At 72.9% G+C, this 12,313-nt stretch carries 10 protein-coding genes and 2 tRNA genes; 6 read left to right on the top strand and 6 right to left on the bottom strand.

The genetic code is table 11. From position 1 onward, the window contains the following. The first annotated feature begins 38 nt into the window (after positions 1-38). Positions 39-1,127, top strand: coding sequence for a CocE/NonD family hydrolase (locus ACUXPL_RS10870; RefSeq protein ID WP_454183792.1), 1,089 nt, complete (start codon positions 39-41; stop codon positions 1,125-1,127). Positions 1,128-1,193: 66 nt separating this feature from the next. Here the strand turns inward: ACUXPL_RS10870 and ACUXPL_RS10865 are convergent. Beyond that, positions 1,194-1,284: transfer RNA gene (locus ACUXPL_RS10865), tRNA-Ser, on the bottom strand. A 74-nt stretch (positions 1,285-1,358) separates the two neighbouring features. Further along, complete coding sequence (tadA, locus tag ACUXPL_RS10860) at positions 1,359-1,865, bottom strand: tRNA adenosine(34) deaminase TadA (RefSeq protein ID WP_454183790.1); 507 nt, start codon at positions 1,863-1,865, stop codon at positions 1,359-1,361. 83 nt (positions 1,866-1,948) lie between these two features. Between tadA and upp the strand changes: the two genes are divergently transcribed. From upp to ACUXPL_RS10845, 3 genes are all read left to right on the top strand, one after another. Continuing rightward, entirely contained in the window at positions 1,949-2,584 is a 636-nt protein-coding gene (gene upp, locus ACUXPL_RS10855; RefSeq protein WP_010079486.1) for a uracil phosphoribosyltransferase, read from the top strand. A 474-nt stretch (positions 2,585-3,058) separates the two neighbouring features. Then, complete coding sequence (locus tag ACUXPL_RS10850) at positions 3,059-3,847, top strand: winged helix-turn-helix domain-containing protein (RefSeq protein ID WP_036316068.1); 789 nt, start codon at positions 3,059-3,061, stop codon at positions 3,845-3,847. Positions 3,848-3,917: 70 nt separating this feature from the next. Beyond that, a complete protein-coding gene (locus ACUXPL_RS10845) occupies positions 3,918-4,442 on the top strand; it encodes a SixA phosphatase family protein (protein ID WP_454183788.1) in 525 nt (174 codons plus the stop codon). A 79-nt stretch (positions 4,443-4,521) separates the two neighbouring features. Here ACUXPL_RS10845 and ACUXPL_RS10840 read toward each other — a convergent pair. Beyond that, a tRNA-Arg gene (locus tag ACUXPL_RS10840) sits at positions 4,522-4,595 on the bottom strand. A gap of 244 nt (positions 4,596-4,839) precedes the next feature. Here ACUXPL_RS10840 and ACUXPL_RS10835 point away from each other — a divergent pair. Continuing rightward, positions 4,840-6,684, top strand: coding sequence for a phosphoenolpyruvate carboxykinase (GTP) (locus tag ACUXPL_RS10835; RefSeq protein ID WP_454183786.1), 1,845 nt, complete (start codon positions 4,840-4,842; stop codon positions 6,682-6,684). 68 nt (positions 6,685-6,752) lie between these two features. On the opposite strand, the gene ACUXPL_RS10830 is transcribed toward ACUXPL_RS10835, so the two are convergent. Both ACUXPL_RS10830 and ACUXPL_RS10825 read right to left on the bottom strand, forming a co-directional pair. Next, a complete protein-coding gene (locus tag ACUXPL_RS10830; RefSeq protein ID WP_454183784.1) occupies positions 6,753-7,943 on the bottom strand; it encodes a globin domain-containing protein in 1,191 nt (396 codons plus the stop codon). 95 nt (positions 7,944-8,038) lie between these two features. Next, positions 8,039-8,497: an RrF2 family transcriptional regulator gene (locus ACUXPL_RS10825; RefSeq protein ID WP_180536857.1), complete on the bottom strand. Its 459-nt coding sequence runs from the start codon at positions 8,495-8,497 to the stop codon at positions 8,039-8,041. Between the two features lie 71 nt (positions 8,498-8,568). Between ACUXPL_RS10825 and ACUXPL_RS10820 the strand changes: the two genes are divergently transcribed. Further along, entirely contained in the window at positions 8,569-10,764 is a 2,196-nt protein-coding gene (locus ACUXPL_RS10820; protein ID WP_454183782.1) for a RecQ family ATP-dependent DNA helicase, read from the top strand. A 10-nt stretch (positions 10,765-10,774) separates the two neighbouring features. Here ACUXPL_RS10820 and ACUXPL_RS10815 read toward each other — a convergent pair whose 3' ends face one another. Further along, complete coding sequence (locus tag ACUXPL_RS10815; protein WP_180536859.1) at positions 10,775-12,250, bottom strand: phosphomannomutase/phosphoglucomutase; 1,476 nt, start codon at positions 12,248-12,250, stop codon at positions 10,775-10,777. Between the last annotated feature and the right edge of the window lie 63 nt (positions 12,251-12,313).

Raw genomic sequence — 12,313 nt, 5'->3', positions numbered from 1 at the left:
CGGGGCGGGGTGCCTGGCCCCGCACCGGAAGGGGGCCCATGACGTCGACGGCACGGTCCGCGAAGGTGTCCCGCCGTGCCGCGCTCGGCCTCGGGCTCGGCGCGCTCACGGTGGGCGGGGCGGCCGTCGTCGCCGACCTGGTCGGTGCGCCCGCCGGGCCGTTGGGCGCCAACGCGACGGCCCTGTACGGCATGCGCAGCTCCACCGGCCACACGTACGCACCCCTGCCCGGGCGCGCCGGACGCATCGACGTGTACCGGCCGCCGGGCCAGGGTCCGTTCCCGGTCCTCGTGTGGAACGCCGGCTCCGGCTGGCGCGGCGACCGCGGCTACAGCGACGGCGCCGACGTCGCCCGCGGTCTGGTCCCGCACGGCTACGCCGTCGCCGCGTTCTCGGTGCGCAGCTCCAAGCAGGGCACGTTCCCCGCCCAGGTGGAGGACGCGACGGCGGCGGTCCGCTGGGTGCGACGCAACGCCCTGGGCCTGCAGCTGGACGCGGGACGGGTGGCCGTGGCCGGCTCGTCGTCGGGCGGCTGGAACGCCCTCATGGCCGGCCTCACGGGCGGACAGGACCTGAACCGGGAGCAGGTGCCGCCGCCCGGCCGGGAGGTGCCCGACGGCGGCCACGCGATCCCGGAGGAGGACCGCGTCCAGGCGATCGTGGACTTCTTCGGCCCCACGGACTTCCTGACGATGAACCGTCAGATGCTCCCGGGCGCGTGCGCGGACTACAACCGCGCGAACCGACTCGAGCACTGCCACCTCGACGACCACAGCACCAAGTCGGACATGCTGGGGGTGCCGGTCCTGGCCTCGGGCGGCCTGACCCGGCTGGCCTCCCCGATCGCGCACGTGCGCCCGGACTCGCCGCCCCTGCTGGTCGTCCACGGGCGCAAGGACGTCACGGTCCCGTGGGGGCAGAGCCTCGAGCTGTACCGGGCCGCCGAGGCCGCCGGACTGCGCACCGCGTTCTACTCGGTGGCCGAGGGCGGCCACGACCTGGGCATGATGACCGCGAAGACCCGCAGCGCGGAGGTGCTCCGCAACGGTGTGCCGGCCAGCGCCGTGCACGCCTCCATCTCGTGGTCCGCGGTGGCCTCGTTCCTGGACGCCGTCCTGCCGCGCTGAGGCGGCGGCCGGACCCGCCCCGGCATGGCGAAAGCCCGGGAGCGCAAGGCTCCCGGGCTTCACATCTGGCGGTGACGGTGGGATTTGAACCCACGGTACGGGGTTACCGTACACAGCATTTCGAGTGCTGCACCTTCGGCCGCTCGGACACGTCACCAGACCAGGACACCCTACCCGAGCCGTGGCGGCGCGCCCAAACCGGCCGCCCGCCGTCGTCGGGCGCGGGCGCGTTCAGTCGCGCTGTGCCGCGAAGAACCCCCGCAGCAGCGCCGCGCTCTCCTCGGCGCGGACGCCGGCGCGGACCTGCACCTGGTGGTTGAAGCGGGGGTCGCGGACCACATCCAGCACCGAGCCGCACGCGCCCGCCTTCGGGTCCCACGCCCCGAACACGACGCGCGGGATGCGGGCCAGCAGCAGCGCACCGGCGCACATGGGGCAGGGCTCGAGGGTCACCACGAGGGTGCAGTCCGTCAGGCGCCAGCCGTCGCCCGCCCCGGCGGCGGCCCGCAGCTCCGCCCCGCGGCGCAGCGCGAGGACCTCGGCGTGGGCGGTGGGGTCGTGGTGCTGCTCGCGCTCGTTCCCGACGACGGCCAGGATGGTCCCGTCGCCGGCCACGAGCGCGGCGCCGATCGGCACGTCGCCGGCCGCTCCGGCCGCGCGGGCGGCCCGGAGGGCCAGGCCCATCCACGCATGCTCCTGCTCGGCCGTGGGCGCGGGGGAGGGGACGGGGGCGGACACGCGGCCAGCCTAGCGGCGGTGTCGGCGCCCCCGCGGGCGCGGGGAGGGGCGGAGGGACGCGCGTGGGCGGTACCGTGGGCGCCATGCGCGTCCACATCGTCGACCACCCGCTCGTGGCCCACAAGCTCAGCGTCCTGCGGGACAAGAAGACCCCGTCCATGATCTTCCGGCAGCTCACGGAGGAGCTCGTGATGCTGCTCGCCTACGAGGCGACGCGCGACGTGGCCATGGAGGAGGTGCGGATCGAGACCCCGGTGACCGAGACCACCGGCTTCCGGCTGGCCCGCCCGCGTCCGCTGGTCGTGCCCATCCTGCGCGCGGGGCTCGGGATGCTGGAGGGGATGACCAAGATGGCGCCGTCCGCCGAGGTCGGATTCCTCGGCATGGCCCGCAATGAGGAGACGCTGGACATCGTCACCTACGCGGAGCGGCTGCCCGCCGACCTGTCCGGGCGTCACGTGTTCGTCCTGGACCCCATGCTGGCCACGGGAGGCACGCTGATCGAGGCCATCCGCTTCCTCTACCAGCGCGGCGCGGCGCGGGTCACGTGCCTCTGCCTGCTCGGGGCGCCCGAGGGCATCGAGCGGCTGGAGGCCTCGTTGGGCGACGTCGAGGTGGACCTGTACCTCGCCGCCGTCGACGAGCGCCTGGACGAGCGGTCTTACATCGTCCCCGGCCTCGGCGACGCCGGCGACCGGCTCTACGGTCTGGCGGAATGACCTGAACGGACCTCCGCGTCCGCCACGAGACGACCACGGCCCCCGCCCCCACCCGGCGGGGGCCGTGGTCGTCTCACGGGAGCGTCTCCGGCGGGGACGTCAAGCGGGGCCGCGAATGTGTCGTCCATCTAGTGGACATCACGACCCGCTGTGACCCGTCATCATGGCGTCACATGGAAAACTTGGAAGTCGCCTGCATAAATATTCCGCATACTCATTGGTCCTGCGGCGCGCTCCCACCTGTTGAACAATGAAAGAGTCACGCGGGCGAGCCGAGCGGCGGCGCGATGCTATTCGGATCCGCGAATAGTGATGTTGCGCACATTCAGGACTCTTCTTCTCATATGGTGAGACAAAAGCGCGAACGTTACTTGCCAGTCCCCTCGGTGAAGTCACATTCTTGTCATGTGACGCCTCGTCCGCCGCACCGACCGAGCGGTGGAGGGGCCATGAGCCGAAAGAGGAGTGGTGGCCATGGGTCAGTCCGCCGGATACGTGCACATCTCCGTCCGCAACGCGCAACGCCGGGCCGACGGCATGTCCCGCCGAGGCCAGGCCCGCGCAGGCCTGCGCCTGGCCGGTGGCACCGACGCCCCCGACTCCCAGACGGCGCCGACACCGGTCCTGGCGCCGAACGGCATCCCGGGTCCCCAGGCGGTGGCCCGGGAGAACGAGGCCCGTGGGTTCGTCATCTACGTGGGCATGGACGAGCTGGCCGCCTCGGCCGCCGGCACCTCCCTCACGCGGCTGGCCAACGAGCTGCGTCACTACGTGGAGTCCCTCGTCCCCGGGGCGGAGTCGCACGCCGCCGTCGCCCTGGCCCCCGCCGGCGCGGAGGGCCGCGACATCGAGGTCGTGCGCCAGGTGCTCGGCGACCCGACCGTGCAGGGCGGCACCCGTCCCGACCTGGCGCAGGCGCCGGCCCCCGTGTCCACGCGCCAGCCCGGTGTGCTGATCGACCTGTCCCGGCGCGAGGTGCAGCTGGACGGCGAGTCGCTGAACCTCACCTTCAAGGAGTTCGAGCTCCTGAACTACCTCGTGGAGAACGGCGAGCGCACCGTCGGCCGCGAGGAGCTGCTCGACGCCCTGTGGCGCAACGCCGACGAGGTGCCCAACGAGCGCACCATCGACGTGCACATCCGCCGCCTGCGCGCCAAGCTCGGCCGCCTCGCGAACACCGTGCGCACCGTGCGCGGCCAGGGCTACCGCTTCTACCGCCACCCCGAGGTGGTCGTGTGGGCGGCGCCGGAGTACAGCATCTGACCCGCGCCCGCCCGTGTCCGACGACGGCCCCCGCTCACCCGAGCGGGGGCCGTCGCCGTAGCCTGGCCGCATGAGCACCGCCGACGCGAAGACCCTGATCGTCCTCCGGCACGCCAAGGCCGGCTGGCCCGACGCGGCCGACGACCACGCCCGCCCGCTCGCCGAGCGAGGCCACGCCCAGGCGCCCGCCGCCGGCGACTGGCTCCGCGAACACGACCTCGTCCCGGACGCCGTCGTGTGCTCCGACGCGCTGCGCACCCGTCAGACGTGCGTGTGGGTGTGCGAGCGCCTGGGCGAGCTGGCGCCCACGCCCTACCTGGACCCGCGGCTCTACGGCGCCGACGCGGCGCGGGCCCTGGCCGTCGTCAACGAGACGGAGGAGACCACGCGACGGCTGCTGGTGGTGGGCCACATGCCGTGGGTGCAGGAGCTGGGCATGCGGCTGATGAGCCTGGACTCGGACCAGGACGCGGCGCTGCGCATGAGCGAGCACTACCCGACGCTCGGGATGCAGGTGTTCCGGGTGGAGAAGCCGTGGGCCGAGCTCGACGGCCGCGGCGCCGCCCTGACGCACTTCGTGGTTCCGGGGCGCTGACCTCCGCGGCGGCGGGCGTGGCAGAGGCGCGCCGACATGACGAAGGCCCCGCTCCGACAGGAGCGGGGCCTTCCGATCGTGCGCCCAAAGGGATTCGAACCCCTGACCTTCTGTTCCGTAGACAGACGCTCTATCCAGCTGAGCTATGGGCGCATCATCCGATCCACCGGAGCGGCTCGAACTCGTAGAACACTACAGGACCTCTCCGACGAAGTGCAAATCGATGGTCGGCAGCAACCTGTGCCGGGGGTGTGGTGGAGGCGCGGTCATGATAGCCGCGCTCGGGTACCATGGCAGGACCGTGCGGCCACAACGATGTGGTGCGCGCTTCGGCGATGCACGCATCGGAGTGGACGGGACGGAACGGCCCCGGACCCCAATGGGAGGACTCTCCACCATGGCTGACAACGCCACCACCTCGTTCGCGGATCGCGCCCTGGCGGACGCGCCCACGGACTACGCCCAGCTGCGCGAGTGGGTCGCCCAGATCGCAGAGCTGACGCAGCCGGACTCCGTCCAGTGGGTCGACGGCTCCGAGGAGGAGCGCGACCGCCTCGCGGACGAGCTCGTGGCGGCGGGCACCCTGACCCGCCTGGCCGAGGACAAGTTCCCCAACTCCTTCGCCGCGTTCTCCGATCCCGCCGACGTCGCCCGTGTGGAGGACCGCACCTTCATCTGCTCCGAGAAGGAGGAGGACGCCGGCTTCACCAACAACTGGATGGACCCGGCGAAGATGCACGGGATCCTCGACGACGCGTTCACCGGCGCCATGCGCGGCCGCACCATGTACGTGATCCCGTTCGTGATGGGCCACCTCGACGCCGAGGACCCGAAGTACGGCGTGGAGATCACCGACTCCGCCTACGTGGTCCTGTCGATGCGCATCATGGCCCGCATCGGCCAGGACGTGCTGGACAAGATGTCCCGCGAGCAGGCCTTCTACGTGCCGGCCGTGCACTCCGTGGGCGCCCCGCTGGAGCCGGGCGAGCAGGACGTGCCGTGGCCGTGCAACGAGACCAAGTGGATCGTGCACTTCCCCGAGGAGCGCTCCATCTGGTCCTTCGGCTCCGGCTACGGCGGCAACGCCCTGCTCGGCAAGAAGTGCTACGCGCTGCGCATCGCCTCCGTGATGGCCCGGGACGAGGCCTGGCTCGCCGAGCACATGCTGATCCTCAAGCTGACCAACCCCGAGGGCCGGTCCTACCACATCACCGGCGCCTTCCCGTCGGCCTGCGGCAAGACCAACCTCGCCCTCATCGACCCCACAATCGAGGGCTGGAAGGCCGAGACCCTGGGCGACGACATCACCTGGATCCGCGCCGGCAAGGACGGCGAGTTCCGCGTGATCAACCCGGAGACCGGCTACTTCGGCGTCGCCCCCGGCACCGGCTGGTCCACCAACCCGAACGCCATGCGCGCGATCTCCAAGGGCAACTCCATCTTCACCAACGTCGCCCTCACCGACGACGGCGGCGTGTGGTGGGAGGGCATGACGGACGAGGTCCCCGAGCACCTCACCGACTGGCGCGGCAACGACTGGACGCCCGAGTCCGGCACCCCGGCCGCCCACCCGAACTCCCGGTTCTGCACGCCCATCGAGCAGACGGACATGCTGGCCGACGAGTACCGCGACCCGCGGGGCGTGAAGCTGGACGCCATCCTGTTCGGCGGCCGCCGCAAGACCACCGTGCCGCTGGTGACCGAGGCCTTCGACTGGGAGGACGGCATCCTCAAGGGCGCCACCCTCTCCTCGGAGACCACCGCGGCCGCCGCCGGCGCCGTCGGCGTGGTGCGCCGCGACCCGATGGCCATGCTGCCGTTCCTCGGCTACGACGCCGGCGACTACCTGGCCCACTGGGTCAGGGAGTCCGGCAAGGCCGACCCGGAGAAGCTGCCGCGCATCTACCTGGTCAACTGGTTCCGACGCAACCGCGACGGCGGCTTCGCCTGGCCCGGCTTCGGCGAGAACTCGCGCGTCCTGAAGTGGGTCGTGGAGCGCCTCGAGGGCAAGGCCGAGGCCGAGGAGACCCCGATCGGCCTCGTGCCCGCCGCGGGCTCGCTCGACCTGTCCGGCATCGAGGTGTCGGCCGAGGACCTCGAGGACGCCCTCAAGGTCGATGCCGCGGAGTGGGCCGAGGAGAACGAGCTCATCGAGCAGTGGCTCGACCGGTTCGGCGAGTCGCTGCCCGCCGTCGTGCGCGAGCGCTTCGAGGCGCAGAAGGCCCGGTTCGCCCAGGCCTGAGCCCCGCCGCACGCGGAACGGCCCGCACCCCGTGAGGGGTGCGGGCCGTTCCGCGTTCCGGGGCCGGATCAGGCGGCGAGCCAGAGGTCCGGGCCGAAGATCTCGTAGCGGATGGACGTCGCGGGCACGCCGGCGTCGATCAGCTTCGAGCGGGTGGACTGCATGAACGCGAGCGGGCCGCACAGGATGTAGTGCCCGTCGCGGGGCAGTTCGACGTCGTCGAAGTGCATCACACCCTCGACGGTCGTGACGCCCTCGGGGTCCTGCTCCGGCCGCACCCCGAGGAAGAGACGGGCGTCGCCGTGCGGCAGCGCCGCCAGGGACTCCGCCACCTGTTCGCGCAGGGCCACCGCCTCCCAGGACGCGTCGCCGTGGAAGAAGAGGACCTGGCGGTCCGAGCCCTGCTGGGCGAGCGCGTCCAGGATCGCGGCGGCCGGGGTGATGCCGATGCCGGCGGTCGCCAGGACCAGGGGAGCGGTGGAGTCCTCGTCCTCGAGGGTGATGTCGCCGTAGGGGTTGGACAGCTCGATGACGTCGCCGACCTCCACGTTCTGGATGAGCATCGGCGACACTTCGCCGCCCTCGTCCAGCTTCACGGTGATGACACGTTCGGTGGTGGACTCGGCCTTCTCGGAGAGGGAGTACTGGCGGCACTGGCGCAGGCCGTCCTCGACCTTCAGGCGCACGGACACGTAGCCGCCGGCCCTGCCGCGGGTCTGCGGGGTGTCGTCGGCCGGCTCGAAGCGGAAGGTGACGGCCGCGTTGCCGGTGGGCTCCTTCGCGACGACCCTCCAGTCCGTCCACATCCTGTCGTTGGCCTGCTGGGCGTAGAGGCCCTTCTCGATCTTGATGAGGGCGTCGGCCATCAGCCAGTAGACCTCGGTCCAGGCTTCGGCCACCGCGGGCGTGACGGCGTCGCCGAGCACCTCGCCGATGGCCCAGAAGAGGTTCTCGTAGACGATCGGGTACTGCTCCTCGACGATGCCGAGGGCGGTGTGCTTGTGGGCGATGCGGGACAGGACGGCCTCGGGCAGGGTGCCCGGGTTCTCGAGCAGGTGCACCGCGAACGTCACGATCGAGCCGGCGAGGGCCTGGGCCTGCTCACCGTTGCGCTGGTTGGCGCGGGAGAAGACGCCGTCGAGGAGCTCGGGGTGGGCCTCGAACATGTGGGCGTAGAACAGGGGCGTGATCTCCGGCATGTGCTCGGCGACGACGGCGGCGGTGGCCTCGATGACGGGGCGGGACTTCTCGGACAGCACGGGGGTCTCCGTCTCCTCGGTGGCGAATCTTGCGCTGGTTTTGCCAGATTACACCCGGCCGTCGCCGTCGGGAACTCGCCCCCCGGCCCGTTCCCTCAGTGCGTCACGGGGATCTCCGGCAGGCCCAGCAGCACGGGTCCGCCGACAGGCCCGGCGCTCACCAGATCCCGGATCCGCACGGTGTCGAGCTCGGCGAGGAAGGCCTCGCGTGCGCGGTGCAGGGCGCCGCGCAGGCGGCAGTCGCCGGCGTAGGGGCACGCCACCCCGGAGTCGCGCCCGGCGCAGTCGATCACCTCGTCGCGGCTGCTCAACGCGCGCACGAGCTCGCCCACACGCTGGTCCAGACCGGCCGCGGCGATCATGGCCCCGCCGTGCCGACCGCGCAGCACCTCGATGGTCCCGCGGCGGCGCAGCTCGGCGACTGCCTTGATCACGTGGTTGTAGGGCACCTGGATCCGGTCCGCGATCTGCTGGCTGGTGAGCCGTTCCCCCTCGGCGGCCGCGAGCGTCATCAGCACACGCAGGCACACGTCGGTGTAGGCGCTCAGCTTCATCCCGCCATCATCCCACCGGTGCACGGCGCCGCCGCGCCTGCGGTGTCCGGGCCGGTTGGCATACTGACGCCATGGACGCCACCTCACACCCCGACGCCGGCCCCCGCCTCCCCGAGACCTCCGCGCCGGGGGGCGACGCCGCGCTGCACGAGGAGGCTCTGGCCGTGCTGCGTCGGCTCGTGGACCGGCCGGACGCGCGATTCAAGGACGGGCAGTTCGAGGCGATCGAGGCGCTCGTGGCCCACCGCCGCCGCGCCCTGGTGGTGCAGCGCACCGGCTGGGGCAAGTCCGCCGTGTACTTCGTGGCCTCCCTCCTGCTGCGCGCCCGCGGCGCGGGGCCCACGCTGATCGTCTCCCCGCTGCTCGCGCTCATGCGGGACCAGGTCGCGGCCGCCGCCCGGGCGGGCGTGCGCGCGGTGTCCGTGAGCTCGGCGAACGCCACGGAGTGGGACGAGGTCCGGGCCCGGCTCGCGGCGGACGAGGTGGACGTGCTGCTGATCTCGCCCGAGCGCCTCACGAACCCCCGGTTCCGGGACGAGCAGCTGCCGGACCTCGTGGCGCGCATGGGCCTGCTCGTGGTGGACGAGGCCCACTGCATCTCCGACTGGGGCCACGACTTCCGGCCGGACTACCGCCGCATCCGGGACCTGATCGGGCTGCTTCCCCCCGAGGGGCCGCGCGCGGTGCCCGTGCTGGCCACCACCGCCACGGCCAACGCCCGTGTGGTGGCGGATGTGGTGGAGCAGCTCGGCGTCGCCTCCGAGCAGGACGTGTTCGTGCTCCGCGGCCCCCTGGCCCGCGCCTCGCTGCGCCTGGGCGTGCTGCGCCTGCCCAGCCCGGCCGCGCGCCTGGCCTGGCTCCTCGACCACCTCGGGGACCTGCCGGGCTCCGGGATCGTCTACGCCCTCACCGTCTCCGCCGCCGAGGACACGGCGCGCGCCCTGCGCGAGGCGGGGCACGAGGTGGTCGCCTACACGGGCCGCACGGACCCGGAGCGGCGCGCCGAGATCGAGGAGGACCTCAAGGCCAACCGGGTGAAGGCCGTCGTGGCCACCTCGGCGCTCGGCATGGGCTTCGACAAGCCGGACCTGACGTTCGTGGTGCACTTCGGCGCGCCGGGCTCGCCCGTGGCGTACTACCAGCAGGTCGGCCGCGCCGGCCGCGGGACGGACCACGCGGACGTGCTCCTGCTGCCCGGACCCGAGGACCGCCGCATCTGGGAGTACTTCGCCACCGCCTCCATGCCGGACGAGGAGCAGGCGCGCGCCGTGCTGGGGGCGCTCGCGGACCACGGCGGGGCCCTCTCCGTGGCGGCGCTCGAGCCGGCCGTGCGGATCAAGCGCACCACCCTGGAGCTGCTGCTCAAGGTCCTCGCCGTGGACGGGGCGGTCGAGCGGGTGGGCGGCGGCTGGCGCGCCACCGGGCGGGAGTGGACGTACGACGCCGAGCGGTACGCCCGCGTGGCCGAGGCGCGCCGGGCCGAGGAGCGGCTCATGCTCGACTACCAGACCACGGACCGGTGCCGCATGGAGTTCCTGGCCCGCACCCTGGACGACCCCACCGCCGCGCCGTGCGGCCGCTGCGACGTCTGTGCCGGCCCCTGGTACCCGACGGGATCGGACGGGGCGGCGCGGGAGCGCGCGGAGGCCGCCCTGCGCCGCACCGGCGTGCCGATCGAGCCCCGTCGCATGTGGCCCTCGGGCATGGACCGGCTGGGCGTGCCCGTGAAGGGGCGCATCGCGCCCGAGTCACAGGCCGAGGAGGGCCGCGCGCTCGCCCGCCTGACAGACCTCGGGTGGGGCACCGTCCTGCGGGACCTGCTGGACCGGGAGGACGCCCCGGTGCCGGAGGAGGTCCTGCGGGGCGCCGTCGACGTCCTGGCCGGCTGGGGGTGGCGGACGCGGCCGATCGCCGTCGTCGCGATGCCCGCGCGCACCCGCCCACAGCTGGTGGGGTCGTTCGCCGAGGGGATCGCCCGGATCGGCCGGCTGCCGTTCCTCGGCTCGCTCGAGCACGCGCGCGGCGGCCCCACGGCCGGGCCGGGCGGCAACAGCGCCTACCGGCTCGGGTCCGTGTACGGCCGGTTCGCCGTCCCCGAGGCGATGGCGCAGATGCTGCGCACCGCCCCGGACGCCGGCCGCCACGGCCCCGTGCTGCTGGTCGACGACCTCGTCGACTCGCGGTGGTCGCTCGCCGAGGCTGCGCGGGTGCTGCGCGAGGCCGGCGCGCAGGGGGTGCTGCCGCTCGTCCTCGCCCAGGCCGGATGAGCCGCCGCGGTCAGCGCTCCGCGCGGACGATCGCCAGCACGGCGTCGCGGAGCGCCTCCATGGTGGCGGCCGTGCGGGCCTCGCCGTTGTAGCGCAGGAACGGCTCCGTGTTGGACGGGCGGAGGTTGAACCACCACGTGCCGTCCTGGGCGGCGACCGTGGTGCCGTCCATGCGGGTCACCGTGGTGGCCGCCCCGGCGAAGTCCTCGTGCACGGCCTGTCCCTCGCCGACGCCCTCGCCCACGGCGGGGGCGAACTGCGCCACCACCGCGGCCACGGCGGCGTCCTTGTCCGCGACCTGCGAGTTGATCTCTCCGGAGGCCACGTACGGCTCGTACTCCTCGGCCAGCTCGGACAGCGGCTGCTCCTGGCCGCCCAGGGCCGCCAGCACGTGCATGGCCGCGAGCATGCCGGTGTCCGCGTTGAAGAAGTCGCGGAAGTAGTAGTGCGCGGAGTGTTCGCCCCCGAACACGGCGGACTCGGCGGCCATGACCGCCTTGATGAAGGAGTGGCCCACGCGGGTCTCCACGGCCCGGCCCCCGTCGGCCGCCACGAGCTCGGGGACGGCGCGGGAGGTGATCAGGTTGTGGATGACCACGGGGGTCTGCTCGCCGTCGGCCTTCGCGCGGGCGATCTCGCGGCGGGCCACCAGGGCGGTGATCGCGGAGGGGGAGACCGGGGCGCCCTGCTCGTCGATCACGAAGCAGCGGTCGGCGTCGCCGTCGAAGGCCAGGCCGATGTCCGCGCCGTGCTCCACGACCGCGGCCTGCAGGTCCCGCAGGTTCTCCGGCTCCAGCGGATTGGCCGGGTGGTTCGGGAAGGTGCCGTCCAGCTCGAAGTAGAGCGGCTCGATCTCCAGCGGCAGGGCGGCCAGCTCGGCGTCGCCGAGGACGGCCGGGGTGGTCTTGCCCGCCATGCCGTTGCCCGCGTCCACCACGACCTTCAGGCGGCGCACCCCCGTCAGGTCCACGAGCGAGCGCAGGTACGCGGCGTAGCCGGGGAGGATGTCCTCCTCCGTCACGGTGCCGGCGGTCTCGGCGGCGGGGATCTCACCGGCGTCGAGGTAGGCCTGGGCCGCATCGCGGATCTCGAACAGCCCGGTGTCCGAGGAGACCGGCACGGCGCCGGCCTGGGCCATCTTCATGCCGTTGTACTCGGCCGGGTTGTGCGAGGCGGTGAACACCACGCCCGCGGCCTGCTTCACGCCCGCCGCGTAGTAGAGCATGTCCGTGGAGATCAGCCCCAGGGTGACGACGTCGGCGCCGCGGCGCGTGGCACCCTCGGCGAAGGCCGTCATGAACGCGGGCGAGGAGGGGCGCATGTCCCCGCCGACCAGCACGGTCTGACCGGCCAGGCCCAGCACGTCCACGAAGGCCGCGCCCACCGCGCGGACGCTCTCCGCCGTGATGGACTCGCCCACGATGCCGCGGACGTCGTACGCCTTGAAGGAATCGTGCAGGTCGAGGGAGGGGGTCGAGGTAGTCACCCGACCGATCGTAGTGGACAGCCTGGATACAGTGATGGCGTGCCCCCGACCACTCCGCCCCCG

The sequence above is a fragment of the Micrococcus sp. 140720015-1 genome, assembly GCF_053627595.1.
This window is presented reverse-complemented; position numbering and strand designations above follow the sequence as displayed.

Bases quoted from the DNA above. Each gene is read 5' to 3' on its own strand.
- ACUXPL_RS10870 (WP_454183792.1), top strand. From the start codon at position 39: ATGACGTCGACGGCACGGTCCGCGAAGGTGTCCCGCCGTGCCGCGCTC.
- upp (WP_010079486.1), top strand. From the start codon at position 1,949: ATGCGCGTCCACATCGTCGACCACCCGCTCGTGGCCCACAAGCTCAGC.
- ACUXPL_RS10850 (WP_036316068.1), top strand. From the start codon at position 3,059: ATGGGTCAGTCCGCCGGATACGTGCACATCTCCGTCCGCAACGCGCAA.
- ACUXPL_RS10845 (WP_454183788.1), top strand. From the start codon at position 3,918: ATGAGCACCGCCGACGCGAAGACCCTGATCGTCCTCCGGCACGCCAAG.
- ACUXPL_RS10835 (WP_454183786.1), top strand. From the start codon at position 4,840: ATGGCTGACAACGCCACCACCTCGTTCGCGGATCGCGCCCTGGCGGAC.
- ACUXPL_RS10825 (WP_180536857.1), bottom strand. From the start codon at position 8,497: ATGAAGCTGAGCGCCTACACCGACGTGTGCCTGCGTGTGCTGATGACG.
- ACUXPL_RS10820 (WP_454183782.1), top strand. From the start codon at position 8,569: ATGGACGCCACCTCACACCCCGACGCCGGCCCCCGCCTCCCCGAGACC.